Source organism: Streptomyces sp. NBC_01116 (assembly GCF_041435495.1).
In the GTDB taxonomy this organism is placed as follows: Bacteria; Actinomycetota; Actinomycetes; order Streptomycetales; family Streptomycetaceae; genus Streptomyces.
In genome coordinates this window covers 7,156,692-7,182,235 of the sequence record NZ_CP108644.1, presented here as the reverse complement: position 1 = coordinate 7,182,235, position 25,544 = coordinate 7,156,692, and the positions used below count along the sequence as shown (strand labels likewise).

At 73.1% G+C, this 25,544-nt stretch carries 25 protein-coding genes; 16 read left to right on the top strand and 9 right to left on the bottom strand.

Annotated elements, in window-relative coordinates:
- The first annotated feature begins 93 nt into the window (after nt 1-93).
- The 14 genes from OG245_RS31475 to OG245_RS31410 all read left to right on the top strand — a co-directional run bounded on the left by OG245_RS31475 (nt 94) and on the right by OG245_RS31410 (nt 12,024).
- A complete protein-coding gene (locus OG245_RS31475) occupies nt 94-690 on the top strand; it encodes a GNAT family N-acetyltransferase (protein WP_371626725.1) in 597 nt (198 codons plus the stop codon).
- Between the two features lie 200 nt (nt 691-890).
- Nucleotides 891-974: a putative leader peptide gene (locus OG245_RS31470; RefSeq protein WP_316944184.1), complete on the top strand. Its 84-nt coding sequence runs from the start codon at nt 891-893 to the stop codon at nt 972-974.
- A gap of 114 nt (nt 975-1,088) precedes the next feature.
- The gene (locus OG245_RS31465) at nt 1,089-2,786 is read left to right on the top strand and encodes a nitrite/sulfite reductase (RefSeq protein WP_371626724.1); all 1,698 of its coding nucleotides are present in this window, start codon (nt 1,089-1,091) and stop codon (nt 2,784-2,786) included.
- Nucleotides 2,783-2,962, top strand: a complete 180-nt coding sequence (locus OG245_RS31460; protein WP_018514610.1) for a hypothetical protein — start codon at nt 2,783-2,785, stop codon at nt 2,960-2,962. The genes OG245_RS31465 and OG245_RS31460 overlap by 4 nt, the downstream gene beginning before the upstream one ends.
- Entirely contained in the window at nt 2,959-3,675 is a 717-nt protein-coding gene (locus OG245_RS31455) for a phosphoadenylyl-sulfate reductase (RefSeq protein WP_371626723.1), read from the top strand. The genes OG245_RS31460 and OG245_RS31455 overlap by 4 nt, the downstream gene beginning before the upstream one ends.
- Before the next feature lie 23 nt (nt 3,676-3,698).
- On the top strand, nt 3,699-4,244 hold the full coding sequence (gene cysC, locus OG245_RS31450; protein WP_018956815.1) for an adenylyl-sulfate kinase: 546 nt from the start codon (nt 3,699-3,701) through the stop codon (nt 4,242-4,244).
- A complete protein-coding gene (gene cysD / locus OG245_RS31445; protein ID WP_371626722.1) occupies nt 4,241-5,176 on the top strand; it encodes a sulfate adenylyltransferase subunit CysD in 936 nt (311 codons plus the stop codon). The genes cysC and cysD overlap by 4 nt, the downstream gene beginning before the upstream one ends.
- Nucleotide 5,177: 1 nt before the next feature.
- Nucleotides 5,178-6,521, top strand: a complete 1,344-nt coding sequence (locus OG245_RS31440) for a sulfate adenylyltransferase subunit 1 (RefSeq protein WP_371626721.1) — start codon at nt 5,178-5,180, stop codon at nt 6,519-6,521.
- 231 nt (nt 6,522-6,752) lie between these two features.
- Nucleotides 6,753-7,868: an aliphatic sulfonate ABC transporter substrate-binding protein gene (locus tag OG245_RS31435; RefSeq protein ID WP_371626720.1), complete on the top strand. Its 1,116-nt coding sequence runs from the start codon at nt 6,753-6,755 to the stop codon at nt 7,866-7,868.
- A 48-nt stretch (nt 7,869-7,916) separates the two neighbouring features.
- Entirely contained in the window at nt 7,917-8,708 is a 792-nt protein-coding gene (locus OG245_RS31430) for an ABC transporter ATP-binding protein (RefSeq protein ID WP_069756437.1), read from the top strand.
- Nucleotides 8,695-9,621 (top strand): ABC transporter permease, encoded by a 927-nt coding sequence (locus OG245_RS31425; protein WP_371626719.1) that lies wholly within the window; start codon nt 8,695-8,697, stop codon nt 9,619-9,621. Before OG245_RS31430 ends, OG245_RS31425 begins: the two co-directional genes overlap by 14 nt.
- 8 nt (nt 9,622-9,629) lie before the next feature.
- Nucleotides 9,630-10,394: a sirohydrochlorin chelatase gene (locus tag OG245_RS31420; RefSeq protein WP_371626718.1), complete on the top strand. Its 765-nt coding sequence runs from the start codon at nt 9,630-9,632 to the stop codon at nt 10,392-10,394.
- Nucleotides 10,395-10,504: 110 nt separating this feature from the next.
- A complete protein-coding gene (locus OG245_RS31415; protein ID WP_371626717.1) occupies nt 10,505-11,359 on the top strand; it encodes a class I SAM-dependent methyltransferase in 855 nt (284 codons plus the stop codon).
- Between the two features lie 185 nt (nt 11,360-11,544).
- Nucleotides 11,545-12,024: a hypothetical protein gene (locus OG245_RS31410; protein ID WP_371626716.1), complete on the top strand. Its 480-nt coding sequence runs from the start codon at nt 11,545-11,547 to the stop codon at nt 12,022-12,024.
- A 48-nt stretch (nt 12,025-12,072) separates the two neighbouring features.
- Here the strand turns inward: OG245_RS31410 and OG245_RS31405 are convergent, their stop codons facing one another.
- From OG245_RS31405 to OG245_RS31380, 6 genes are all read right to left on the bottom strand, one after another.
- Nucleotides 12,073-12,912 (bottom strand): ABC transporter ATP-binding protein, encoded by an 840-nt coding sequence (locus OG245_RS31405; protein WP_371626715.1) that lies wholly within the window; start codon nt 12,910-12,912, stop codon nt 12,073-12,075.
- Between the two features lie 3 nt (nt 12,913-12,915).
- The gene (locus tag OG245_RS31400) at nt 12,916-14,094 is read right to left on the bottom strand and encodes a FecCD family ABC transporter permease (protein ID WP_371628038.1); all 1,179 of its coding nucleotides are present in this window, start codon (nt 14,092-14,094) and stop codon (nt 12,916-12,918) included.
- A gap of 2 nt (nt 14,095-14,096) precedes the next feature.
- Complete coding sequence (locus OG245_RS31395) at nt 14,097-15,122, bottom strand: FecCD family ABC transporter permease (RefSeq protein WP_371626714.1); 1,026 nt, start codon at nt 15,120-15,122, stop codon at nt 14,097-14,099.
- A 96-nt stretch (nt 15,123-15,218) separates the two neighbouring features.
- Nucleotides 15,219-16,277: an iron-siderophore ABC transporter substrate-binding protein gene (locus OG245_RS31390; protein ID WP_371626713.1), complete on the bottom strand. Its 1,059-nt coding sequence runs from the start codon at nt 16,275-16,277 to the stop codon at nt 15,219-15,221.
- A 59-nt stretch (nt 16,278-16,336) separates the two neighbouring features.
- Nucleotides 16,337-18,112 (bottom strand): ABC transporter ATP-binding protein, encoded by a 1,776-nt coding sequence (locus OG245_RS31385; protein WP_371626712.1) that lies wholly within the window; start codon nt 18,110-18,112, stop codon nt 16,337-16,339.
- Nucleotides 18,109-19,800, bottom strand: coding sequence for an ABC transporter ATP-binding protein (locus OG245_RS31380; protein ID WP_371626711.1), 1,692 nt, complete (start codon nt 19,798-19,800; stop codon nt 18,109-18,111). Before OG245_RS31380 ends, OG245_RS31385 begins: the two co-directional genes overlap by 4 nt.
- Nucleotides 19,801-20,054: 254 nt before the next feature.
- Between OG245_RS31380 and OG245_RS31375 the strand changes: the two genes are divergently transcribed.
- A complete protein-coding gene (locus tag OG245_RS31375; RefSeq protein ID WP_371626710.1) occupies nt 20,055-20,504 on the top strand; it encodes a hypothetical protein in 450 nt (149 codons plus the stop codon).
- Complete coding sequence (locus OG245_RS31370; protein WP_371626709.1) at nt 20,501-22,708, top strand: tetratricopeptide repeat protein; 2,208 nt, start codon at nt 20,501-20,503, stop codon at nt 22,706-22,708. The genes OG245_RS31375 and OG245_RS31370 overlap by 4 nt, the downstream gene beginning before the upstream one ends.
- Nucleotides 22,709-22,758: 50 nt before the next feature.
- Here OG245_RS31370 and OG245_RS31365 read toward each other — a convergent pair whose 3' ends face one another.
- From OG245_RS31365 to OG245_RS31355, 3 genes are all read right to left on the bottom strand, one after another.
- Complete coding sequence (locus OG245_RS31365; protein WP_371626708.1) at nt 22,759-23,166, bottom strand: DUF4440 domain-containing protein; 408 nt, start codon at nt 23,164-23,166, stop codon at nt 22,759-22,761.
- Nucleotides 23,159-23,707 (bottom strand): DUF1697 domain-containing protein, encoded by a 549-nt coding sequence (locus OG245_RS31360; RefSeq protein ID WP_371626707.1) that lies wholly within the window; start codon nt 23,705-23,707, stop codon nt 23,159-23,161. Before OG245_RS31360 ends, OG245_RS31365 begins: the two co-directional genes overlap by 8 nt.
- A 181-nt stretch (nt 23,708-23,888) precedes the next feature.
- Nucleotides 23,889-25,091 carry a S8 family peptidase gene (locus tag OG245_RS31355; RefSeq protein WP_371626706.1) on the bottom strand — a complete coding sequence of 401 codons (1,203 nt, stop codon included), beginning with the start codon at nt 25,089-25,091 and terminating at the stop codon, nt 23,889-23,891.
- Nucleotides 25,092-25,544 lie beyond the last annotated feature (453 nt).

Sequence of the window (25,544 nt, the reverse complement as noted above, 5' to 3'; positions counted from 1 at the left end):
GGGGTCTTCGGGCGGGGGCCGCCGTGCGGAACGTGGACTTCCGGGCGGGGGCCGCCGTGCGGGGGCGGGCGGCGGCATGGTTCTCTGGCCGTCATGAGCGATACCCCGCAGCCCGCAGCCCCGACCACCGAGGTGACCGTCTGGTCGCTGGAACAGACCTCGCCCGACGATCTCCGGCCCGCCGCCGTACCGGAGGGCGATCTGCGCGTCGTCCGGTCCGAGGTGGTGCTGCCGGAGTTCAGCCGGTTCCTCTACTCCGCCGTGGGCGGCGACATCCAGTGGACCGACCGGCTGGGCATGACGTACGCCCAGTGGCAGGAGGCCCTCCAGCGGCCCGGGGCGGAGACCTGGGTGGCGTACGAGAACGGGACGCCGGCCGGGTACGTCGAGCTGGACCCGCAGGACGACGGCGTGGTCGAGATCATGTACTTCGGGCTGATCCCTGCGTTCCGGGGCCGGCGGATCGGCGGCCACCTCCTCAGTTACGGGGTGGCGCGCGCCTGGGACCTGGCGGAGCGCTGGCCGGAGCGCCCGGCGACGAAGCGCGTGTGGCTGCACACCTGCTCGAAGGACGGCCCGCACGCGATGGACAACTACCTGCGTCGCGGCTTCCGGCTCTTCGACACGAAGACCGAGGTGGAGCCGGACGTGGCGACGCCGGGTCCCTGGCCCGGGGCGTACCCCACCTGATCACCCGGACCCACCTGGCAGCGGTGAGGGCGGTGGAGCGGTCGCTCCACCGCCCTCACCGCTTCCGCTTGGGCGTTTTGTCACCAATGCCGACGACGCACTCCGTGACGGGCGCCACACCGTCCCACCCTTCGAGACCAAGCCGTCCACATAGCGGATAGTGGTGGACTGCCCCGAGATGCGCGTGACACGCTTCCGTCATGTCTGGAACTGGAATTGCCTTGGTGAGTCGACGTCACGTCGACCTCTGCCGCATGTCCAGCGCCATCTGTCCGGCGAGCTGAGAGTCCCAGCACCGCCGCCTCCTCTTCCCTCTGAACCGCCCTGCGCACCGCCGCGCCTCAGCGCGAGTGTGCCGCTCAGAGCCGCCCTCCCGCAGTCCCGAAGGACGTATTGTCATGGCCGCTACCCCGGAACAGCCTGCGACCACCACGCCCCGCCGCAAGGCCGGACGCCACCGTGGCGAGGGTCAGTGGGCCGTGGGCCACCACACCCCCCTGAACGGGAACGAGCAGTTCAAGAAGGACGACGACGGTCTCAACGTACGGACACGTATTGAGACGATCTACTCCAAGCGCGGCTTCGACTCCATCGACCCGAACGACCTGCGCGGACGCATGCGCTGGTGGGGGCTGTACACCCAGCGCAAGCCCGGCATCGACGGCGGCAAGACCGCCGTGCTGGAGCCGGAGGAGCTGGACGACGAGTACTTCATGCTGCGCGTCCGCATCGACGGCGGCCGGCTGACCACGCAGCAGCTGCGGGTGATCGGGGAGATCTCCCAGGAGTTCGCGCGGGGCACCGCCGACCTCACCGACCGGCAGAACGTGCAGTACCACTGGATCCGCATCGAGGACGTGCCGGAGATCTGGCGGCGGCTCGAAGAGGTGGGCCTGTCCACCACCGAGGCCTGCGGTGACACGCCCCGCGTGATCCTCGGCTCCCCCGTCGCGGGCATCGCCGAGAACGAGATCATCGACGGCACGCCGGCGATCGACGAGATCCAGCGTCGGTTCATCGGCAACCCCGACTTCTCCAACCTGCCCCGCAAGTTCAAGTCGGCGGTCTCGGGCTCCCCGAACCTGGACGTGGCGCACGAGATCAACGACATCGCCTTCGTCGGCGTGAACCACCCGGAGCACGGACCCGGCTTCGACCTCTGGGTCGGCGGCGGCCTCTCCACCAACCCGAAGCTCGGCGTACGGCTCGGCGCCTGGGTGCCGCTGGACGAGGTGGCCGACGTGTACGGCGGGGTCATCGGGATCTTCCGCGACTACGGCTACCGGCGGCTGCGCACCCGCGCCCGGCTGAAGTTCCTGGTCGCGGACTGGGGCCCGGAGAAGTTCCGGCAGATCCTCCAGGACGAGTACCTGAAGCGCGAGCTGATCGACGGCCCCGCGCCCGAGCAGCCCGCCCAGACCTGGCGCGACCACCTCGGGGTGCACCGGCAGAAGGACGGCCGCTTCTACGTCGGCTTCGCCGCGCGGGTCGGCCGGGTCGACGGCTCCACGCTCACCAAGATCGCCGAGCTGGCCGACGCGCACGGCTCCGGCCGGGTGCGGACCACGGCCGAGCAGAAGATGATCGTGCTCGACGTGGCCGAGGAGCAGGTGGAGTCCCTGGTCTCCGGACTGGAGGCGCTCGACCTCAAGGTCACCCCGTCCCCGTTCCGGCGCGGCACGATGGCCTGCACCGGCATCGAGTTCTGCAAGCTGGCGATCGTCGAGACGAAGGCGCGCGGAGCCTCCCTCATCGACGAACTGGAGCGTCGCATCCCGGAGTTCGACCACCCGATCACCATCAACATCAACGGCTGCCCGAACGCCTGCGCCCGCATCCAGGTCGCGGACATCGGCCTCAAGGGCCAGCTGATGCTGGACGAGAGCGGCAACCAGGTCGAGGGCTACCAGGTCCACCTCGGCGGGGCGCTCGGCCTGGAGGCCGGGTTCGGCCGCAAGGTCCGCGGCCTGAAGGTCACCTCGGCCGAACTGCCCGACTACGTCGAGCGGGTGCTCGGCCGCTTCCAGGAGGAGCGCGAGGACGGCGAGCGCTTCGCGACCTGGGCGGCCCGGGCCAGTGCGGAGTCGCTGTCATGAGCGAGCGAGCCGCCCCGTTCTACTGCCCGTACTGCGGCGACGAGGACCTGCGCCCCAACGAGACCGGTCACGGCGCCTGGGAATGTGCTTCCTGCAACCGTGCGTTCCAGCTGAAGTTCCTGGGTCTGCTGACCCGGGGCGTCCAGCGCAACGACGGCGAGGGAGACGGGATATGACGGACACTCTGCTGATCGGGCAGCTCAGCGACGAGGATCTGCGGGATCTGGCCGAGGAGGCCGGACGGGAGCTGGAGGAGGCCTCCGCCACCGAGATCCTGAAGTGGGCGACCGACACCTTCGGGCCGCGCTTCTGCGTCACCTCCTCGATGGAGGACGCCGTGGTCGCGCATCTGGCGTCGCGGGTGATGCCGGGCGTGGACGTGGTCTTCCTGGACACCGGCTACCACTTCCCGGAGACCATCGGGACGCGGGACGCGGTGGACGCGGTGATGGACGTCAACGTCATCACGATCACCCCCCGCCGGACCGTGGCCGAACAGGACGCCGAGCACGGCGAGAAGCTGCACGACCGCGACCCCGACCTGTGCTGCGCGCTGCGCAAGGTGAAGCCGTTGGAGGACGGCCTGACCGCGTACGCCGCATGGGCGACGGGCCTGCGCCGCGACGAGTCCCCGACCCGGGCGAACACCCCGGTCGTCGGCTGGGACGCCAAGCGCCGCAAGGTGAAGGTCTCCCCCATCGCCCGCTGGACCCAGGACGACGTGGACGCCTACGTCGCCGAGCACGGGGTGCTCACCAACCCGCTGCTGATGGACGGTTACGCCTCCGTCGGCTGCGCGCCCTGCACCCGCCGGGTGCTGGAGGGCGAGGACGCACGGGCCGGCCGCTGGGCCGGACGGGGCAAGACCGAATGCGGGCTGCACGGCTGATGACGACTGATCAGGAGAATTCGATGAGCGTGACGGAGACGGGAGCCACGATCTGGCTGACCGGTCTGCCGAGCGCGGGCAAGACCACCATCGCGTACGAGCTGGCGGGCCGGCTGCGGACCGAGGGACACCGGGTGGAGGTGCTCGACGGCGACGAGATCCGCGAGTTCCTCTCCGCGGGCCTCGGCTTCTCCCGCGAGGACCGGCACACCAACGTGGCCCGGATCGGCTTCGTCGCCGAACTGCTCGCCGCCAACGGCGTGAAGGTGCTGGTCCCCGTCATCGCCCCGTTCGCCGACAGCCGCGAGGCCGTCCGCAAGCGGCACGCCACCGAATCCACCACGTATCTGGAGGTGCACGTCGCGACCCCCGTCGAGGTGTGCTCCGTACGCGATGTGAAGGGGCTGTACGCCAAGCAGGCGGCCGGCGAGATCAGTGGTCTCACCGGGGTCGACGACCCCTACGAGGCGCCCGAATCCCCCGACCTGCGGATCGAGTCGCACCAGCAGACCGTGCAGGAGTCCGCAGCCGCGCTCCACGCGCTGCTCACCGAGAGGGGCCTGGCGTGAGCACCGTCGCCACCGTGCCGGAAGGCACCGTCAACCCGTACGCGCTCAGCCACCTGGACTCCCTGGAGTCGGAGGCGGTCCACATCTTCCGCGAGGTGGCGGGCGAGTTCGAGCGGCCGGTGATCCTGTTCTCCGGCGGCAAGGACTCCATCGTGATGCTGCACCTGGCGCTCAAGGCGTTCGCGCCCGCGCCGGTGCCGTTCACCCTGCTGCACGTGGACACCGGGCACAACTTCCCCGAGGTCCTGGAGTACCGCGACCGCACGGTGAAGAAGCACGGGCTGCGGCTGCACGTCGCCTCCGTGCAGGAGTACATCGACGCCGGGAAGCTCCGTGAGCGCCCCGACGGCACCCGCAACCCGCTCCAGACGGTCCCGCTGACCGAGGCGATCCAGCAGCACCGCTTCGACGCGGTGTTCGGCGGCGGGCGGCGCGACGAGGAGAAGGCACGCGCCAAGGAGCGGGTCTTCTCGCTGCGCGACGAGTTCTCCCAGTGGGACCCGCGTCGCCAGCGGCCCGAGCTGTGGCAGCTCTACAACGGCCGGCACGCCCCGGGCGAGCACGTGCGGGTCTTCCCGATCTCCAACTGGACCGAGCTGGACATCTGGCAGTACATCGAGCGCGAGGGCATCGAACTGCCGGAGATCTACTTCGCCCACGAGCGCGAGGTCTTCGACCGCAACGGCATGTGGCTGACGGCGGGTCACTGGGGCGGCCCCAAGGAGCACGAGGCGGTCGAGACCCGGCTGGTGCGCTACCGCACGGTCGGCGACATGTCCTGCACCGGGGCCGTCGACTCCGACGCCACCACGCTGGACGCCGTGATCACCGAGATCGCCGCCTCCCGGCTCACCGAGCGGGGCGCGACCCGCGCCGACGACAAGATGTCCGAGGCCGCGATGGAAGACCGCAAGCGCGAGGGGTATTTCTAAGATGACCACACACCTCGAATCGGGTGCGCAGTCGAGCACCACCACCCTGCTGCGCTTCGCCACCGCCGGGTCCGTCGACGACGGCAAGTCCACCCTCGTGGGCCGGCTGCTGCACGACTCCAAGTCGGTCCTCACCGACCAGCTGGAGGCCGTCGAGCAGGCGTCCCTCAACCGCGGGCAGGAGGCGCCGGACCTGGCGCTGCTGACCGACGGGCTGCGCGCCGAGCGGGAACAGGGCATCACCATCGATGTCGCCTACCGCTACTTCGCCACCACCCGGAGGCGGTTCATCCTCGCCGACACCCCGGGCCATGTGCAGTACACCCGCAACATGGTCACCGGTGCCTCCACGGCCGAGCTGGCCGTGGTGCTGGTCGACGCCCGCAACGGGGTCGTCGAGCAGACCCGCCGGCACGCCGCCGTCGCCGCGCTGCTGCGCGTCCCGCACGTGGTGCTGGCGGTCAACAAGATGGACCTGGTCGACTACGCGGAGCCCGTGTTCGCCGCGATAGCCGAGGAGTTCACCGCGTACGCCGCGTCGCTCGGCGTCCCGGAGATCACCGCGATCCCGATCTCGGCGCTCGCCGGGGACAACGTGGTGGAGCCCTCCGCGCACATGGACTGGTACGGCGGGCCGACCGTCCTGGAGCACCTGGAGACGGTGCCGGTCAGCCACGACCTCACCGCCTGCCACGCACGCTTCCCCGTGCAGTACGTGATCCGCCCGCAGAGCGCCGAACTCCCCGACTACCGGGGCTACGCCGGTCAGATCGCGGCCGGCGTGTTCCGGGTCGGCGAGTCCGTCGCCGTACTCCCCTCGGGGCGCACCACCACGATCACGGGCATCGACGCCCTCGGGGAGAGCGTCGACATCGCCTGGGCCCCGCAGTCGGTGACGCTCCGGCTGGCCGACGACATCGACATCTCGCGCGGTGACCTGATCGCCCCGGCCGACGACTCCCCCGCCGTCACCCAGGACGTCGAGGCGACCGTCTGCCACGTCGCCGACCAGCCGCTCTCGGTGGGCCAGCGGGTGCTGATCAAGCACACCACCCGGACGGTCAAGGCGATCGTCAAGGACATCCCGTCCCGGCTCACCCTGGACGACCTCTCCCAGCACCCGGCACCCGGGCAGCTGGTCGCCAACGACATCGGCCGGGTCGTCGTGCGCACCGCCGAGCCGCTCGCCCTCGACGCGTACGAGGACTCCCGGCGCACCGGCTCGTTCCTCCTGATCGACCCGGCGGACGGTACGACGCTGAGCGCCGGCATGGCGGGCGCCGCGTTCGCCGCGGCCGCCGAAGCCGTCGTGGCGGCCGACGACGACGCCGAGTGGGACTTCTGATGGCCACCGACTTCTTCTCCTCCTTCGCGAAGGAGGGCGGCCGGGTGGGCAGCGGCGCCCTCGGCAGCGGCCAGGGCGGGGTCGGGCGATGTGCGTGATGACGTACGCGCACCGCTCGCGCGCCCTGAACCCCCCGCACCCGTACCGCCGAAGACCTGCCGACCTCCCGGCCACGCCCGCCTGACCAGACAGCGGGACGTGAGCGCCGGGCCAACGAGAGGAAAGCCTCCCGTGCCTGCCCCCCGTTCCACCGTTCGCCGCTCCATCGCCGCCGTCGCGGCGCTGCCGCTGCTCGCCCTGGCGGCCACCGCCTGCGGCTACGGCTCCGAGGCCAAGGACGACGACGCCAAGAAGGCGAACGTCTCCGCCGGCGGGAAGAAGCTCTCCGCGGACACCGTGAAGATCGGCTACTTCCCGAACCTCACGCACGCCACCGCCCTGGTCGGTATCCAGGAAGGCACCATCCAGAAGGAACTGGGCGGCACCAAGGTCGAGTCCACGACCTTCAACGCGGGCCCCTCCGAGATCGAGGCGCTGAACGCCGGGTCCATCGACATCGGCTTCATCGGCCCCTCCCCCTCCATCAACGGCTTCAGCAAGTCCCAGGGCAAGGGGCTGCGGATCATCTCCGGCTCCGCCTCCGGCGGGGTGAAGCTCGTCGTCAACCCCGACAAGATCAAGACCCTGGACGACCTCAAGGGCAAGAAGATCGCCACCCCGCAGCTCGGCAACACCCAGGACGTGGCGTTCCTCAACTGGATCTCCGAGAAGGGCTGGAAGGTCGACGCCCAGAGCGGCAAGGGCGACGTCTCCGTGGTCCGCTCGGACAACAAGGTGACGCCCGACGCCTACAAGTCCGGTGATCTGGACGGCGCCTGGGTGCCCGAGCCGACCGCCTCCAAGCTGGTGTCCGAGGGCGCGAAGGTGCTCCTCGACGAGAAGGACCTGTGGCCGGACAAGAAGTTCGTGATCACGAACATCATCGTGTCGCAGACGTTCCTCGACGAGCACCCGGACGTGGTCGAGGCGGTGCTGAAGGGTTCGGTCGCCACCAACAAGTGGATCAACGCCAACCCCGAAGAGGCGAAGGCGTCCGCCAACAAGGCGCTGGAGGCCCTGAGCGGCAAGCCGCTGCCCCAGGAGATCCTCGACCCGGCGTGGGAGTCCATCGAGATCACCGACGACCCGCTGGCCGCCACGCTGAAGACGCAGGCCGGGTACTCGGTGAAGTCCGGTCTGCTCAAGGAGCCGAACCTCCAGGGCATCTACGACCTGGGCCCGCTGAACAAGATCCTCAAGGCCGAGGGCCGGCCCGAGGTCGCCGACGCCGGTCTCGGCGTCAAGTAACCCCGCCCATCCGTACCAGGACGTAAGGATCCCCAGGAGGTGACGACCATGGCGACCACCACCCTCACCAAGGCCGAGGACCGTACGACGGTCGAGCACGCCGCCCGTCTCGCGCACGTCTCGAAGTCCTTCGCCGGACCCACCGGTCAGCAGCTCGTCCTGGACGACATCACGCTCGATGTCGCTCCGGGCGAGTTCGTCACCCTCCTGGGAGCCTCCGGGTGCGGAAAGTCGACGCTGCTCAATCTGGTGGCGGGACTCGACCGCCCGTCGAAGGGGTCCATCGAGACCCCCGGCGGGCGGCCGGCCCTGATGTTCCAGGAGCACGCCCTCTTCCCGTGGCTCACCGCGGGCAAGAACATCGAACTGGCCCTGCGGCTGCGCGGGGTGCCCAAGGCCGCGCGCCGCACCGAGGCGGAGCGGCTGCTCGAACTCGTCCGCCTCGGCGGGGCGTACGGCAAGCGGGTGCACGAGCTGTCCGGCGGTATGCGGCAGCGCGTCGCGATGGCCCGCGCTCTCGCCCAGGACAGCCAACTGCTGTTGATGGACGAGCCGTTCGCGGCGCTCGACGCCATCACCCGCGATGTGCTGCACGACGAGCTGACCCGGATCTGGCGGGAGACGAACGCCTCGGTCCTCTTCGTCACGCACAACGTGCGCGAGGCCGTACGGCTCGCGCAGCGCGTCGTGCTGCTCTCGTCCCGGCCCGGCCGGATCGCCCGCGAGTGGACGGTCGACATCGAGCAGCCGCGCCGCATCGAGGACACCGCCGTGGCGGAGCTGTCCGTCGAGATCACCGAAGAACTGCGTGGGGAGATCCGCCGACATGGCCAGCACTGACATCACGTCGAGCCGGAAGCGGCCGGACGGGGCGCCCGGACCGGTCGACGCGAAGCCCGACGACCTGGCGGGCCTGGAGGCCGGGCTCGACGCCCTGGACGCCGTGCAGATCAACCGCACCCCGGTGCGCGAGGTCCTGCTGCGCAAGGTGCTGCCGCCCGTCGTGGCGGTGGCGCTCGTCCTGGTGGTCTGGGAGCTGCTGGTCCGCGCCCAGGTCACGGAGGTCTACAAGCTGCCGCCGCCGTCCGCGGTGTGGAACAGCGCGCAGGAGATGTGGCTCGCGGGCACGCTGCTGGAGGTCGTCTGGACGAGCGTCTCGCGCGGCCTGCTCGGCTTCCTGCTCGCGGTCGCCATCGGTACGCCGCTGGGGCTGCTGGTCGCCCGGGTGAAGCTGATCCGGGCCGCGATCGGCCCGATCCTGTCCGGGCTCCAGTCGCTGCCGTCGGTGGCGTGGGTGGCCCCGGCGGTGATCTGGCTCGGGCTGAACGACCAGATGATGTTCGCGGTGATCCTGCTGGGCGCGGTGCCCTCGATCGCCAACGGACTCGTCTCCGGCGTCGACCAGGTGCCGCCGCTGTTCCTCCGGGCGGGCCGGACGCTGGGCGCGACCGGGCTGCGCGGGACCTGGCACATCGTGCTCCCGGCGGCGCTGCCCGGCTATCTGGCGGGCCTCAAGCAGGGCTGGGCGTTCTCCTGGCGCTCGCTGATGGCCGCCGAGATCATCGCCTCCTCCCCCGAACTGGGTCTGGGGCTCGGGCAGTTGCTGGAGAACGGCCGCAGCAACTTCGACATGCCCGGGATCTTCCTCTCGATCCTGCTCATCCTGTTCGTCGGCATCGCGATCGACCTGCTCATCTTCAGTCCGCTGGAGCGGTGGGTCCTGCGCAGCCGCGGTCTCCTCGTCAAGAACTGAGCCCTCCCATGACGCACCCCACTCTCCTCGTCATCGCCCACGGCAGCCGCGACCCGCGGCACGCCGCGACCGTGCACGCGCTGACCCAGCGGGTCCGGGCCGAGCGGCCGGGGCTGCGTGTGGAGACCGCGTACCTGGAGTTCAACGCCCCCTCCGTGCCCCGGGTGCTGGAGCGCCTGGCCGCGGAGGGGGCGGACGAGGTCGTCGCCCTTCCGCTGCTGCTCACCCGGGCGTTCCACGCCAAGACCGACATCCCCTCGGTCCTGCGCGAGGCCCGCGCCCGGCTGCCCCGGCTGGACATCCGGCAGGCCGAGGTGCTCGGCCCGTCCCCGCTGCTGAACGCCACGCTCGGGCGGCGGCTGCGGGAGGCCGGGATCCGTCCCGGCGACATCCCCCGGACCGGGCTGGTCCTGGCCTCGGCGGGATCCACAGACCCGGAGGCGAACGCAGTGATCGCTGAAATCGCGCGGGAGCTGCGGCACACCGGTTGGTGCGCCGTGCGGCCTGCGTTCGCCTCCGCTGTTCGTCCCGGTGGCATCTCCCGCACCGAGGACGCGGTACGGGAGCTGCGCGCCGAGGGCGTGGAGCGGGTGGCGGTGGCCCCGTACGTCATCGCGCCCGGCCGGCTCCCCGACCGCATCGCGGCCGGCGCCGAGGCGGCCGGCGCGGATGTGCTCGCCGATGTGCTGGGCCCTGCGCCGGAGTTGGCGCGGCTGCTGCTGAACCGGTACGACGAGGCGCGGGTGACCGTGGGGGCTTCGCTGTCGGCGTGAGCGCCGGGGGCGGGGAGTCGCACGGGGCGCCCGGGAAACCAGGGGCGCCGCCGCCCGCGCGTCTCCTATCATCGGCCGGTACCGACCTGTCGCGTATCGCCGAGGACTCCGTGAACCACTCCGATCTTCCCGCCGAGGTCGCCTCGCTGGCGGCCGGAATGGCCGCCGCCGACCACAGCCCGGCCGACCAGCTCGTCCAGACACGCCACCGGGCCGCGCTCGTGGCGGGCTGGGACATCGCGCCCGGCTCGACGGTCCTGGAACTGGGCTGCGGTCAGGGCGACATGACCGCCGTCCTCGCGGAGGCGGTCGGGCCCGAGGGACGTGTGGTGGCCGTCGATGTGGCCGACCCCTCCTACGGGTCACCGGTCACGCTCGGGGAATCGGCCGACCGGCTCGCGGCGGGCCCGCTCGGGGCCCGCATCGCCTTCCGTTTCGGCACCGACGTCCTCGACCCCTCGGTCGACTTCCCCGACGGCGCTTTCGACCATGTGGTGCTCGCGCACTGCTCCTGGTACTTCTCCTCGGTCGGGCACCTGCGGGACACCCTGGCCCGGGTACGGCGGTGGGCGGGGCAGCTGTGGTTCACCGAGTGGGACCTGACGCCCGCCTCCGGCGACCAGCTGGCGCACCTGCTCTCCGTGCTGATCCAGGGGCAGATCGAGGCCGCGGGGTCGCGTGGCCGGGGCAACGTCCGCACGCCCTTCTCCCGTGAGGAGCTGCTGCGGATCCTGCCGGAGACCGGCTGGGCGGCCGAAGGCGGCGGGCCGGTCGACACGGACGGCCTTCAGGACGGGGACTGGGAGGTCGCCGCCTGCCTCGACCTGGTCACCACGGCGGAGCGTCTGGCGTCGCTGTCCGAGCCGGTGCGCCGGCTCGTCCTCAGCCAGGCCGACGTGCTCCGGGCCGTGGCCGTGCCGCGCGGCAACCGTCCGCTCGCCGCGTACGCGGTCACCGCGCGCTGACCCGCGCCCCACCCGGCGGATCAGTCGTGGGACAGCCCTCCGGACCGGGCGCGCGTGAGCTCGAAGATGCCCGCGGGACGGCCGAACAGGCGCCGTTGACGGGCAACGGGCCGCGTGTCAGCGTCGGTGCGCGCGGAGTGACCGTGCGCAGTCCCGTCGACACAGCGGGCCACCGGAAGGGAATCATGATGAGAAGACACAGATCCGCGGCGGTAGCGGCCACGGCGCTGGTGCTGTCCGGAGCGCTCCTCACCGCCGGCGCCGCGACACCGGCCCTGGCCGTCGGCAACGCCCCCGCCGAGGCGCCGGCCGCCGCGGCCCCGCTCCGGACAGCGGCCGACCCGACGCCCGAGGAACAGGAGCACCTGAGGGAGATCGCGGGCGCCATCTGGACGCCCCAACTGGCCGCCGGCTGGAACATGAACGCCGAGGTCGCCGATGTGCTCTCGCAGGCCACCGAGCGCATCCTGCAGTGTTCCGAGGCGTTCGCGCTCGTGCCCCGCCCGCCGGGCTTCGTCCCCGGCCTCGGCTATCTCGTCCAGTACTGGAAGAACCTGCGGGACTACTTCCTCGTGGTGAAGGACAACCGCACCTACCGCGCCTGTGTGGTCTCGACCGCCGCCTACTACCGCTCCATCATCGAGATGGCTTCCGCGGGCATCTGAGTCCGGGCGAGGGCGGGCCGCCGTCCGGCCGGTACGTGCGGCGGCCCGTCAGCCGAGGCTCCTGGCGGGCTTCTCGGGCTCCGGCTCCGGGGTGTGGTGCCGGCCGACCGGGATCACCAGCGGGGTCCGGCTCACCGGGTCCGTGGTCACCTGGCAGCGGAGGCCGAAGACGTCCTCGACCGTCTCGGCGGTGATCACGTCGGCGGGGGCGCCCTCGGCGACGATGCCGCCCTTCTTCATCGCGATGACGTGGTCGGCGTACCGGCATGCCTGGTTGAGGTCGTGCAGGACCATGACGACGGTGCGTCCCTCGCGCCGGTTGAGGTCGACGACGAGGTCCAGGACGTCGACCTGGTGGGCGAGGTCGAGGTAGGTGGTCGGCTCGTCGAGGAGGAGGACGGGGGTGCCCTGGGCCACGGCCATGGCGATCCAGGCGCGCTGGCGCTGGCCGCCGGAGAGTTCGTCGACCGCTCGGTCGGCGAGGTCCGTGGTGCCGGTGGCGGCGAGCGCGTCGTGCACCGCCTGCTCGTCGGCCTTGGTCCACTGCCGCCACCACGTCTGGTGCGGGGAGCGGCCACGGTTGACCAGGTCGATGACGGTGAGTCCCTCGGGGGCGACCGGCGACTGCGGGAGGATGCCGAGCCGCTGGGCCAACTCCCTGGTGGGGATGGTGTGCAGGGCCCGGCCGTCCAGGCTGACCGCGCCCTCGCGGGGGGCCAGCAGCCGGGCCAGGGCGCGCAGCAGGGTCGACTTGCCGCAGGCGTTGGCACCGACGATGGCGGTGATCCGGCCCGGTGGCACGGCCAGGTCGAGGCCGCTGACGACGGCCCGGTCGTCGTAGCCCAGGTGCAGGCCCTCGGCGCGCAGGTCGGGTTCGGCGGTGGACATCGGTCAGCCTCCTGAGCCCGCGCGGTTGACGCGGATGAGCAGCCAGAGCAGCACCGGGGCGCCGAGCACTCCGGTGACGATCCCCACGGGCAGTTCGGTGCCGGGGATCAGTTCGCGTGCGAGGACGTCGGACGCGAGGACGACGAGGGCGCCGGTGAGCCCGGCGGCGAGCGGCGGGGGCCAGGCGGTGCGGCACAGCCGCTGGGCGATCTGCGGGGCGGCGAGCGCCACGAAGGCCACGGGTCCGGCGGCAGCGGTGGCGAAGGCGACCAGGCCGACTCCGGTGAGCAGGACGGTGAGCCGCACGGTCTGGACGCGGGTGCCGAGCCCCTTGGCCACGTCGTCGCCGAGTTGCAGCGTACGCATCAGCCGGCCGATGAGCAGGGCGGCGGGGACCAGGACGACGAGGGCGTGGGCGAGGGGCGCGGCCTGCTGCCAGTCGCGACCGTTGAGGTTGCCGACGAGCCAGCCGAGGGCGGCCTGCGCCTGGAAGCGGCCGCCCCGGGCGAGCAGGAAGTCGGTGGCGCTGAGGCAGACCCAGGAGACGCCGATGCCGACGAGGATGATCCGGTAGCCGGTGGTTCCGCGCCGCCAGGCCAGCCCGTAGACGAGGAGTGCGCTGCTGAGGGCGCCGAGGAGGCCGAGGGCCTGGGTGCCGAGGCCGAAGTCCCAGCCGAGCACGAGGCCGGCGACGACGGCTGTTCCGGCGCCCTGGGTGAGGCCGATCATGTCGGGGCTGGCCAGCGGGTTGCGGGTCATCGTCTGGAACAGCGCGCCGGACATGCCGAACGCGATGCCGGCGAGGAGGCCCGTCATGGCGCGGGGCAGCCGCAGTTCCTGGACGACGAGGAGGGTGCCCGCGTCCCCGGAGCCGGTCAGGGCGCGGGCGACGTCGGCGAGCGGGATCCCGTACTCGCCGATGGAGACGTGCCAGCACAGCGCCACGAACACGGCGACGGCGAGCCCTGCGCAGACGGCGAGCTGACGGGGGCGCAGGGTGCCGGAGACCGGCGGGAGGGTGAGGCGGAAGGGCCGGGCGGCGGCCTTCGTGACCGGGGCAGGAGTGCCGGTGGCCCCGGTGGTCTTCACGGCCTTCGTGGTCGTCACGGCCTTCGTGGTCTTCACGGCCTTCGTGGTCTTCACGGCCTTCGTGGTCTTCGTGGGCGGGGTGTCGGTGGCCACGGTCATACCTCCGCGAGGCGGCGACGGCGGACCAGGGCGATGAAGAACGGTCCGCCGATGAAGGCGACGATGATCCCGGCCTGTACCTCGACGGGCCGGGCGATCACCCGGCCGAGGATGTCCGCGCCGAGCAGCAGGGCCGCGGCCAGCGCGGCCGAGAGCGGCAGCAGCCAGCGGTGGTCGGGACCGGGTCCGGCGTACTGGGCGAGGACCCGGGCGACGTGCGGGACGACGAGGCCGATGAAGACGACGGGGCCGATCACCGCGACGGCCGCGCCGGTGAGCAGGGTGACGGCCACGACGCCCTGGAGGCGCACGAGGCCGAGCCTGCGGCCGAGCGAGGCGGCCACGTCGTCGCCGAGGGCGAGGCTGTTGAGGGCGGGGGCGCTCGCCAGGGCGAGGAGGGCGCCGAGCCCGAGGAAGGGCAGGATCCGCAGCACGGTGGAGGCGTCCTGGTCGGCGAGGGACCCGGCCGACCAGAAGCGGAAGCGGTCCAGGGCCGCCGGGTCGGTGAGGACGACGGCGCTGGTCAGTGAGGACAGCACGGCGGTGACCGCGACTCCGGCGAGGGCCAGCTTCACCGGAGTCGACCCCGAACGGCCCAGCCGGCCCAGCAGATAGACGACGACGCTCGCCGCCATCGCCCCGGCGAACGCGAACCAGATGTAGCCGAGCAGCGAGCCGATGCCGGCGACCCCGGCGGCCAGCACGATGGCGAACGCCGCCCCGGCGCTGACCCCGAGGATGCCGGGGTCGGCCAGCGGGTTGCGGGTCAGCGCCTGCATCACGCAGCCGGAGAGGCCGAGCGCCGCCCCGGCGGCCAGCCCCAGCGCCGTACGCGGAACGCGCACCGACCAGATGACGTCCTCGATCCGGGGCCCGGTCGGACGGCCCAGGAGGGCGTCGATCACCTCGCCGGGCGGGATGTGCAGCGCGCCGAGGCCGATCGAGAGCAGGCAGAGCAGGACCAGCAGGGCGCCGAGCGCGGCCACGAGCAGGGCGGGTCGCCATCGGGCGGGGCGGGTCACGGGGCTGGCTCCACGGTCCGGTTCCTCAGGGGCGGTCGGGCGGGTCGGCAGGGGCGGTCCGTCCCGTCGAGGGCGGGACGGACCGGGGGAAGGGCGTCAGGACGCGGGCTGTTCGACCTTCGTGTCCGTCTTGCCGTCGACGGCGGCCGCCAGCATCGGGACCAGCCGGTCGACGGTGTACGGGAGGCTGAGCGGGCTCACGAAGGAGACGGCGCTGCCGAAGTGGCTGCTCTCCTTCACCATGACCTCGCGGCCCTCCTCGGCCACGCCGAGCTTGCCGTAGAGGGGGTCGGCGTGGAGCTTCTCCGTGTCCTTCGCCGGGTCGGTGACGATCCAGACGACGGCGTCGGTGTCGAGGAGGTCGGTGCGCTCCTTGCTGATGTTCGCGCCGAACGCGTCGCCGACGACCGTGCTCAGGTCGGTGGGGAGCTGGAAGCCGAGGCCGTTGAGCAGCCGGGAGCGGTTGTCCTGCGGGCCGTAGACGTACATGCCCTCGTAGGGGGTGGCCATGACCGCGCTCCTGCCCTGGAACTCGGGGTGCGCGGCGGCGGCGTCGGTGATGTGCTTCTCGGTCTTCGCGATCAGCGCCGTGGCCTCCTCGCTCCTGCCGAGGGCCTTGCCGACCTGCTCGGTCTGGTCCTGCCAGGAGATGGACCAGTCCGGGCCGTCCTCGGGCTGGGCGACGACCGGGGCGATCTTGGAGAGGGTGCGGTACTGGTCCTTGGTGAGGCCCGAGTACAGGGCGAGGATCAGGTCGGGGCGCAGGGAGGCGATCTTCTCGACCTGGGGTCCGGTGCCGTCGTCGTGCAGGACGGTGGGGCGCGGCTTGTCGCCGAGGGCCTTCTCCGCCCAGGGGCCGATCGCGCCCTCGAACTCGCCGAGCCACTCGGTGGTCCCGACCGGGACCTTGCCGAGGGCGAGCACGGCGTCCTGGTCGGAGAGGCCGACGGTGACGATGCGCTTCGGCTCGGACTTCAGGGTGGTGTCGCCGTACTTGTGGTCGAGGGTGACCGGGTAGGCGCCCTTCTGCGCGCCCCCGGCGGGCGCGGCGGCGTCGTCGCCGCTCTCGCCGGACCCGCAGGCGGAGGCTCCGAACAGCAGCAGGACGGACGCGGCCACGGCGGTCAGCCGGGTGCGCTGGGACATGCGGAACATGACGGATTCCTTCGGGAGGGTGGGCGTGCGCCGGGACGGGGACGGAAGAGCCGTGGAGGTCAGGGGTGCGGTGCGGTGCGGCTGCCGGACCAGGCGCGCCAGAGGGCGGCGTACGGGCCGTCCGCGTCGCGCAGCTCGTCGTGGGGGCCGCTCTCGACGACGCGTCCCGCCTCCAGCACGACGACCCGGTCGGCGGCGACGGCCTGGGTGAGGCGGTGGGCGACGACCAGGGCGGTGCGGCCGGCGAGGGCGGCCCCGGCGGAGCGTTCCAGGGCCCGGGCTCCCGCGCTGCCCGCCTCGGCGGTCGCCTCGTCGAGCACGGCGAGTGCGGGGTCGGCCAGGACGAGCCGGGCGAGGGCCAGTTGCTGGGCGCGGGCGGGGTCGAGGCGGTGGCCGCCCTCGCCGACGACGGTGTCGAGCCCGTCCGGGAGCGCTTCGGCCCAGTCCAGGGCGTGCACCGTGCACAGGGCGCCCCGCAGTTCGGCGTCGGTGGCGTCGGCGCGGGCCAGCCGGAGGTCCTCGGCGAGGGTGCCGGTGAAGACGTGGACCTCCTGGGTGACCAGGACGACCGACGGCTCTCCGGCGCCCGCCGGTGCGGTGACCGTGCCCGCGGTGGGCTGCTGGACGCCCGCGACGATCCGGGCGAGGGTCGATTTCCCGGCCCCGCTGGTCCCGACGAGCGCGACGTGTTCGCCGGGCCGCAGGGTGAGGGAGACCTCGTGCAGCACGGGGCGGCCGGGTCCGTAGGCGTGGCTGACGGCGTCCACGGCGACGGCCGCCCCGGACGCGGTCCGCTGGTGCGGTACGGCGGTGGGGTCCGCCGGCCGGGCGAGGTCGGTGACGCCGACGAGCCGGGCCAGTCCGGCCGCCGCCGACTGGGCGTCGTCGAGCAGGACCAGGGCGGCGTTGACGGGGCCGAAGAGGCTGTGGAAGTAGAGGGCGGCGGCCGTCGCCGTACCGATCGACACCGCGCCGTCGCGGACCAGCCAGAATCCGGCGATCAGCACGGCGGCGAGGCCGATGTACTCGGCGATGTGCAGCCGACCGTAGAAGCCCAGCACCAGGTCGACGCTGCGCATGGTCAGTTCGACGGCCGTGCGCGAGCGTCCGGCGCCGCGCTCGGTGTGCTGCCGCTCCAGCCGGTGGCCTCGTACGGTCACGGCCCCGCCGATGGTCTCCAGGAGCTGTTGCTGCTGGGCCCCGTTGGCGACCCGCTGGTCGGCGTAGAGGGTGAGGGCCCGGTTCACGTACCAGCGGGCGGTGAGCAGTTGGACGGGGACGGAGAGGAGCGCGGCGAGCAGGAACCGTACGTCCAGGAGGGCCAGCGCGCCGAGGGTGAGCAGGATCGCGAGGACGGAACGGGCCATCTCGGGCAGCGCGGAGCGGACGGCCTCGGCGACCCGGGCGACGTCGCCGGTGACGCGGGCGGTGAGGTCTCCGGCCCCGGCGCGTTCCAGCCGGTCGGCGGGGAGGTCCAGGGCGCGTTCGACGAACCGCTCGCGCAGCCGGGCCAGCACGGTCTCGCCGAGCCGGGCCACGCGGGTCAGTCCGAGCGTGGTGGTCAGGCCCTGGACGGCGGCGACCGCGACGAGCAGGACGACCGGGAGGGTCAGGTCTCCGGCGGGGCGGCCGTCGGCCACGATGTCGACGATCCGGCCCAGCAGGGGCTGGACGAGGAGGCCGACGGCGGTGGCCGCGACCAGGACGCCGATGCCGGTCAGGGCGAGGGCCCGGTCGGGGCGGATCAGTGCGCGCAGGGCGGCCCGGGTGCGGGCGGGGGTGGCGATGGGGAGCAGTTCGGCGCTGTCGTCGGCCGGGGGCGGGGGCGTGGTCATGTGAGCACCGCCGTGCGGTAGACGGGATGGTCGCGTACGAGGTCCTCGTGCGGGGCCTCGGCGGTGATCGTGCCGCCGTCGATCAGGACGACGCGGTCGGTCGCGGCGAGCAGGGCGGGGCTGCTGGTGACCAGGACGGTGGTGCGGCCGGTGCGGGCGCGCCGGATGCCGGCGGCGATCCGGGCCTCGGTCGCGGCGTCGACGGCGGTGGTCGGGTCGTGGACGACGAGGACGCGGCGGTCGGCGGCGAGTGCGCGGGCCAGGGCGACGCGCTGGCGCTGGCCGCCGGAGAGCGAGCTGCCGCGCTCGCCAATCCGGCCGTCGGTGCCGCCGGACAGGGCGGAGGCCACCTCGTCGACGGCGGCGGCGTCCATCGCGGGGCGCGGGTCGGCCCCGGCGGGGGCGGCGGCGGTGACGTTCTCCAGGAGGGTGCCGTCGAAGAGCTGGGCGTCGTGCTCGGCGACGAGCAGCGCGGAGCGCAGGGCGTCGGGGGCCAGCTCGGTGAGCGGTACGCCGTCGAGTTCGACGCTCCCCCGGTCCGGGTCGCGGCGGCGGGCCAGGCAGTGCATCAGGGCCGCCGCGTCGGCCGGGTCGGTGACGACGATGCCGAGGTGCTCGCCGGGGCGGACGGTCAGGTCGAGGGCTTCGAGTCCGGCGTGGCCGAGTCCGTTCAGGCGCAGTTCGCCGGGGGCGGGGGCGGCCGGTTCGGCGGTGCCGCCGCTGGTCTCGCCCGGGGCGGCCAGCACGTCGGCGATCCGGGCGGCGGAGGCGCGGCCCTTGGCCAGCTCGGCGCCGACCCAGGCCAGCATGCCGATCGGGCCGGGGAGGAAGAGGGCGAGGCCGACGGCGGAGACGAGGGCGCCGAGGCCTATGGAGCCGCTGAGGACGAGCCGGCCGCCGACGAGGGCGACGAGCGCGATGAACGAGCCGGTCAGCGTGAGCATCAGGCCGGTCTGGAGGGCGGCGGCGCGGGCGGCGCGCACATTGGCCTCGCGGGAGGCCTGGCTGGTGGCGCGGTAGCGGTCGACGGCGGCGCGCTCGGCCCGCAGGCCCTTGAGCACCCGGACCCCGGCGACCAGGTCGGCCGCCACCCCGGAGGCGTGGGCGGCCTGTTCCTGTTCGGCTTCGCTGCGGTATTGCAGGGGCCGGGCCAGGAAGTGGCCGAGCGCCATCAGGACGGGGGCGCCGATCAGGACGAGGAGCCCGAGGGGCAGGGAGGCGCGGAGCAGGAGCACCGCGCCCGCGACGACGCCGACGACGGCGGCGATGCCGAGGGTCAGGGCCATGTTGACGGCCCCCACCCGGCGGGCGTCCTCGGTGGCCACGTTCACCAGCGCGCCGGGCGGGCGGCCCGCCTCGGCTCCGCCGTGCGGGGCGAGGACCCGGCGCAGGACGTCGAGGCGCAGGTGGTGGGCGGCCTGTTCGGCGGCGCGTTCACCGGCGCGGGCGCCGAAGCGGAAGCCGTAGGAGAGCAGGGTGTAGACGACGGCGAGGACCAGCAGCCAGATCGCCAGCGCACCGCCGTCGGGGCGGACCACTGCGCGGTCGACGATCAGCCCGATGAGTACGGGGACCAGCGCCTCGCCGGTCTGGTGGCAGGCGCCCAGGAGCGATCCGACGGCGACGTCGCGCCGCTGCCCCGCGACGGCTCGGCGTATGACGCCGCGCCCGGCGGTATCAGCCCCCACGTCATCTGCTCCTCAGCGTGTCATGAACCGCGCAGGTGGCGACTTCCGGCCACTCACCTCCAGCCAAACGAAGGCAAGGCTAACCTGCGTCCGCCGCGTCCGGGACCCCCGGCCCCCGCTCCGCGTGATCCCGGCGCCGGCGTCTCTGCCCCGGGGCCGCTGTCCTCTGCTCCGCGCCGTGCCCCGCGGACCCCGTGGATGGGATGATGGGAAGACGCTTACCGCGCAACCGAGTTGGACTCTCAGGGGGGCTCATGCTGGCGGAGGGACTCGTCGCCGTGGCGGCGACGGCAGGTTCCGGTCTGGTCCAGGCCATGACCACGGACGCATGGCAGCAGTGCAGGGACCGGGCGGCCCGGCTGCTGGGCCGGGGCGACGCCGGGGAGGAGTCCCGGCAGCAGGCGCGCCTGGACCGGACCCGGGCCGAGCTCGCACAGGCGGCCGCGGCAGGGGACGAGCAGGGCCGGAGCATCGTCGTGCGGCAGTCCGCCGCGTGGCAGACCCGGTTCGAGGACCTGCTGGAGACCTCACCGGAGCAGGAGGCCCCGATGCGGGAGCTGCTGGGCTTCCTGCGGGAGCGGCTCCCGCAGGGCACCGCCGCCGGCACGGTCACCGTGCACGCGACCGCCTTCGAGCAGGCGCAGCAGGCCGTCCAGGGACAGGGCACCCAGCACAACTCCTTCGGCTCCGGGCAGCCGCGGTGATACCGGACGGCCACGGGACCGCCGGAGGCGACGAGCCCGCCGGAACCGGCGGCGACGTCCGCGCCTCGGCGCGGGGGCACGCACAGCAGGCCGTGGTCGGCCGGGGCGTGCAGCACAACTACTTCTACGGCGCCTCGGGCTCGGCCCGGCCCGGGGTGGTGCTGAGCACCCTGATCCCACCGCCCTCCATCCTCGTCGGCGCCCAGGACCGTCCGGCCTCGCTCGCGGCCGGGCTGCGGGCGGGGATCGCTCCGGGCAGAGCCGCCCTGGCGCTGCTGCACGGCCCCGGGGGTGCGGGCAAGTCGGCGACGGCGCGGGCCCTCGCGGCGGAGCTGGCTCCGGAGTTCACCGACGCCCGGCTCGAAGTCGATCTGGCGGGATTCACGCCCGGGAGCGCTCCGCGCCCCGCGGGCGAGGTACTGACCGAGCTGCTGCGCCTGGCGGGGTTCGACGGGGCCGACATCCCCGGCGGGACGGCCGGGAAGAGCCAGCTGTGGCGGGCCTGGGCGGCGGACAAGAAGGTGTTGCTGCTGCTGGACAACGCGCGCGACGCCGGGCAGATCGAACCGCTGCTGCCGAGCTCCTCGTTCCACGGCCGGTGCGCGGTCATCGTCACCAGCCGCAACCGCCTGAACGGCCTGGACACCACGCTCGACGTCCCCGTCGAGCTGCTGGAACCCGAGGCCGCCGTCGAGCTGCTGGTGCGTGTGGCCGGACGCGGGAGCGACGATGCGTCCTCCGGCGCCCTGGCCGAGCTGGCCCGCCTGTGCGGTTACCTCCCGCTGGCCCTGCGCCCCGTGGGCGCCCTCCTCGCCGACCTGGACGCCGGGACGCTCGTACGGGTCATGCGCTCGGCGAACCGGCCCCTCGAACAGCTGGCCGAGGCGGACCAGGAGGCCGCGGCCGCCTTCACCGTCTCCTACGAGGCCCTGAGCGCGGACCTCCAGCGCACGCTGCGTACGTGCGTCTGGCATCCCGGGCCGGACTTCGACGCCGGTTCCATCGGCGCGCTCGCCGGCATACCGGCGGAGCTGGCCACCGTGCAGCTCGTCCGGCTCCTCCAGCGCAGCATGCTGACCGCCCTGCCCCACCACAGGTACGTCTTCCACGACCTGTTCCTGTCCTACGCCCGGGAGCAACTGGCCGCCCTGGACCACGAGGACGCGATGCGGATGAGCCGCCGCGGCCTCTACCGCCACCTCGCCCGGGTCGTCGCGACCGTCCACACCCTCCTGTCGGCGGCGGCGGAACCCACGGCGGGCACGGGTCCCTTCGACAACCCCGAACACGCCCGCCGCTGGCTGGAGGCGGCGTCGGGAGAACTGGTCGGAGCGGCGGCCGGCGCCCTGTCCGACGGCTGGGAGCTGGGTGGGGACTTCGCCGTGCGCACCGCGCGACTGCTGTACGTGCGGGGCCGGTACGAACGCGCCGGCGTCCTGTACGAGCAGGTGCGCGCGGCAGCGGCGGAGGCCGGCGACGAGCGGGCCCGGGGGCGGGCGTCCACCGCGCTCGGCGACCTGGCGCGCAGCACCGGGCGGCACGACGAGGCCGACGCCCTGTTCGGGACGGCTCTGGAGACCCTGGGCGGCGTCGCGGACACCGCCGGGGAGGCGGACGCGCTGCGCGGCCTCGGGGAGAGCGCGCGGGCGCGGGGCGATCTGGACGCGGCGTCCGCCCACTTCACGGCGGCGCTGGCGCGCGCCCGGCAGGCCGACGACGACGCCGGGCAGGGGTACGCGCTGACCGGACTGGCGCACATCGCGCGCCGGCGGGGAGAGCTGGACACGGCCGGGAGCCGGTTCACCGAGGCGGCGGAGTTCCAGCGGCGCGCGGACGACGGGGTCGGTCTGGCCTACGCCGTGCGGGGTCTCGGGCACGTCAGACGCGCCCAGCGGGACCTCGAAGCCGCCGAGCGGTGCTTCCGGGACGCGATGGCTCTGCACCAGCGGGCCGGGAACCGTTTCGGCCAGGCGTACGCGCTGACCGCCCTGGGCGGAGTGGCCGGAGGGGCCGGCCGGTTCGAGGAGGCCGCGGCCCATCTGGACGACGCCCTGGCCCTGCACCGCGCGGCCAACGACCGCACGGGACAGGCCCGGGCCCTCGCGGAGCTGGCGGACCTGGCCCGCGTCCGCGGGGACGAGGCCGCGGCCCGTCGCCACGGGACCACCGCCGCTTCACTGCTCGGGCGGGGCGAGGACGCGTAGCGCCGCGGCCGGCCGGACGCACCCGGGTGCGTCCGGCCTCCCCGGAGGGCTCAGGTCTCGGCGAGGGGACCGGCGACCGGGTCGTCGACGGGATCGTCGTCGAACGGGGTTCCCTGGTGGAAGTAGAGCCGCCAGCCCTCCGGCGTCAGCCGCCACAGGGAACTGCGGTGCGAGCGGATTCCCCTGGACTCGGTGTCGAAGGTGAGGTGGACGAGGTCGGCGCAGAGCTGCGTCCCCCGCATCCGGGAGGCGGTGAGCGGGCCGGGGCGCGGGGCGTCGTCCGCCGTGAGCGCGGCGATGATCGTCTCCCGGGTCCAGAGCCGGCCGCTGGTGCCGATCTCCCGGAAGCCGGGGTGCAGCAGCGACGCGAGCAGCCCGGCGGAGGCCCGTACCACCGGGTCCAGCAGGCGCAGTTCGCCCTCGATCGCCGCGGCCACGGCGGGCGACGGCTCAGCCATGGGTCAGCTCCACGAGTTTCGCCACGGTGTTCCAGTTGCGGCTGGTGGCGGTGAGGCCCTTGACGTGTCGGGGGCGCCCCAGCGCGACCGCCAGCCTGGAGCGGCCGAGCCCGTCGGGGGCGTACAGGTACAGGCAGCGGTCGCCGAGCCGGAACTCCTCCGGCAGGAAGTCCTCCGCCGCCAGGTCCGCGAAGCGGTCCGTGCCGACGGGCCGGTCGAAGAAGGTGACGTGGAGCTGCCTGCCCTCCAGCTCGGCCGCGGGGAAGGGGCAGGCCGCGGCGACGGCGGCGAGATAGCCGGCGTCGCGGACGAGGCAGTCGACCGCGAAGCCGAAGTGCCGGTGCAGGGCCTGCTCCAGGGCGGCGGCCAGCGCGTCCTCGTCGTCGCTGTCGCTCCGGAAGACGGCGTTGCCGCTCTGCAGATGGGTGGCGATGCCGGTGTGCCCCAGTCCGGTGAGCACGGCGCGCAGTTCGGGCATCGGGACCCTCTTGCCGCCGCCCACGTTGATCCCCCGCAGCAGCGCCGCGTACGTCGTCGTCATGGCCACTCACCCTAAGGGCTGACGCGCGGATCGGGCCGGATTGCGGGCGGGCGCGACGGGTCTCCCCGGGAAACGGCGCGGCCGCCGCGCCCCGTGGGGGAGAGCGCGGCGGCCGCTGTGCGCGGGGGCCGGGCGGCGGGGGTGGGGCCCCGCCGCCCGGCGTCCGGTCGGAACCGGGGTCCTACTCGACGACCTTGAGGAGCTTGTTGGCCGTGCCCTCGGTGGCGTTGCTGATGGCGTCCGGGGTGGCTCCCTCGGTGAGCGCCGTGGCGACGGCCTCCGGGGTGGCGTCCTGGTTGCCCGCCAGGTAGACGGCTGCCGCGCCGACGACGTGCGGGGTGGCCATGGACGTACCGGAGATGGTGTTGGTGCCGGTGTCGCTGTCGTTCCAGGTGGACGTGATGTCCGAGCCCGGGGCGTAGATGTCGACGACCGGGCCGTAGTTGGAGAAGTCCGACTGCTCGTCGGCCTCCGTGGACGAGGCGACGGTGATCGCCTCGGGGACGCGGGAGGGCGAGCCCTGCCCGGCGTCGCTGGACTCGTTGCCGGCGGCCACACCGAAGGTGATGCCCGCGGCGATGGCCTTCTGGACGGCCTCGTCGAGGGCGGGGTCGGCACCGCCGCCGAGGCTCATGTTGGCGACGGACGGGCCCTTGGCGTTGGCGGTGACCCAGTCGATCCCGGCGATGACCTGCTCGGTGGTGCCCGAGCCGTTGTCGTCCAGGACGCGGACGGCCACGATGTTCGCCTTCTTGGCGACGCCGTGCGCGGCCCCGGCTATGGTGCCCGCCACGTGGGTGCCGTGCCCGTTGCCGTCGTCGGCGTCGTCGTCGTTGTCGATGGCGTCGAAGCCGGAGGTGGCCCGGCCCTCGAAGTCCTCGTGCGTGACGCGGACACCGGTGTCGATGACGTACGCGGTGACGCCCTCGCCGCCGGCGTCCGGGTAGGTGTAGGCGTTGTCGCCCGCGGTCTCGGTCTGGTCGATCCGGTCCAGACCCCACGACGGCGGGTTGTCCTGGGTGGCGTCGATGCTGAACTTCTTGTTCTGCACCACCTTGGCGACGGCCGGGTCGGCGGCGAGGCGCTTCGCCTCGGTCTCCGAAAGGCCGCTGGCCGAGAAGCCGTTGATGCTGGAGGAGTAGTTGCGCTTGAGCTTGCCGCCGTACTCCTTCGCGAGCTCGGACTTGTCGGCCTTCTTCTCGTCCAGCATCACGATGTAGCTGCCGGAGACCGCGGTCGCGGCGTCCGCGCCGTAGACCGTGCCCATGGGAGCCGGTGCGGCTCCGGCGTACGAGGTGCCGAGAAGGGTGACTCCGGCGGCGGCCGCCACGGCGGTGATCGCGGCGGTCAGCTTGATGCGACGGGTGCGCTGGTGCTTGGCCATGAAGAGGGGTCTCCTCGTCAAACTCTGTGGGGGGATTGGCCCTCGGCCGGAAGATCTCCGGGGGCTGGCTCGAAACCCTGACCGATTGACGAGCACAGATCAAGACCCTCATGAGGGTGTGACTTGCTCAACAAGGTTGCGTAATAAGAAATCGGCCGTGGCTGGTCACAACGGCCGCGGAGAGCGGGCGGGCGTCCGGCTCGCCCGGATCGACCGGTCGCGAGCCACCCCACGAAGGTGCTCCGCCGCGCATATCTCCTGCTCAGAGCCGCACATGAAGGATCGGGCGCGCACCGCCCGGCCACCGCGGGGGCGCCGCCGAGGCCCGTGGGGCAGGAGCGACCACTCGTGAAGACACGTGAAGGTCCGTGAAGGTGTGCGCGAGGGGGGTGAACACCCGGCCCACGGTGTGAAATCGCGAGGGCGTGCGTGCAGATGCGCCGACCGGACCCG

Coding starts and splice junctions, on each gene's coding strand:
- OG245_RS31465 (WP_371626724.1), top strand. CDS start 1,089: ATGGCCGCTACCCCGGAACAGCCTGCGACCACCACGCCCCGCCGCAAG.
- OG245_RS31390 (WP_371626713.1), bottom strand. CDS start 16,277: ATGTTCCGCATGTCCCAGCGCACCCGGCTGACCGCCGTGGCCGCGTCC.
- cysC (WP_018956815.1), top strand. CDS start 3,699: ATGAGCGTGACGGAGACGGGAGCCACGATCTGGCTGACCGGTCTGCCG.
- OG245_RS31410 (WP_371626716.1), top strand. CDS start 11,545: ATGATGAGAAGACACAGATCCGCGGCGGTAGCGGCCACGGCGCTGGTG.
- OG245_RS31425 (WP_371626719.1), top strand. CDS start 8,695: ATGGCCAGCACTGACATCACGTCGAGCCGGAAGCGGCCGGACGGGGCG.
- OG245_RS31355 (WP_371626706.1), bottom strand. CDS start 25,091: ATGGCCAAGCACCAGCGCACCCGTCGCATCAAGCTGACCGCCGCGATC.
- OG245_RS31455 (WP_371626723.1), top strand. CDS start 2,959: ATGACGGACACTCTGCTGATCGGGCAGCTCAGCGACGAGGATCTGCGG.
- OG245_RS31405 (WP_371626715.1), bottom strand. CDS start 12,912: ATGTCCACCGCCGAACCCGACCTGCGCGCCGAGGGCCTGCACCTGGGC.
- OG245_RS31360 (WP_371626707.1), bottom strand. CDS start 23,707: ATGACGACGACGTACGCGGCGCTGCTGCGGGGGATCAACGTGGGCGGC.
- OG245_RS31470 (WP_316944184.1), top strand. CDS start 891: ATGTCTGGAACTGGAATTGCCTTGGTGAGTCGACGTCACGTCGACCTC.
- OG245_RS31460 (WP_018514610.1), top strand. CDS start 2,783: ATGAGCGAGCGAGCCGCCCCGTTCTACTGCCCGTACTGCGGCGACGAG.
- OG245_RS31365 (WP_371626708.1), bottom strand. CDS start 23,166: ATGGCTGAGCCGTCGCCCGCCGTGGCCGCGGCGATCGAGGGCGAACTG.
- OG245_RS31440 (WP_371626721.1), top strand. CDS start 5,178: ATGACCACACACCTCGAATCGGGTGCGCAGTCGAGCACCACCACCCTG.
- OG245_RS31375 (WP_371626710.1), top strand. CDS start 20,055: ATGCTGGCGGAGGGACTCGTCGCCGTGGCGGCGACGGCAGGTTCCGGT.
- OG245_RS31420 (WP_371626718.1), top strand. CDS start 9,630: ATGACGCACCCCACTCTCCTCGTCATCGCCCACGGCAGCCGCGACCCG.
- OG245_RS31385 (WP_371626712.1), bottom strand. CDS start 18,112: ATGACCACGCCCCCGCCCCCGGCCGACGACAGCGCCGAACTGCTCCCC.
- OG245_RS31430 (WP_069756437.1), top strand. CDS start 7,917: ATGGCGACCACCACCCTCACCAAGGCCGAGGACCGTACGACGGTCGAG.
- OG245_RS31475 (WP_371626725.1), top strand. CDS start 94: ATGAGCGATACCCCGCAGCCCGCAGCCCCGACCACCGAGGTGACCGTC.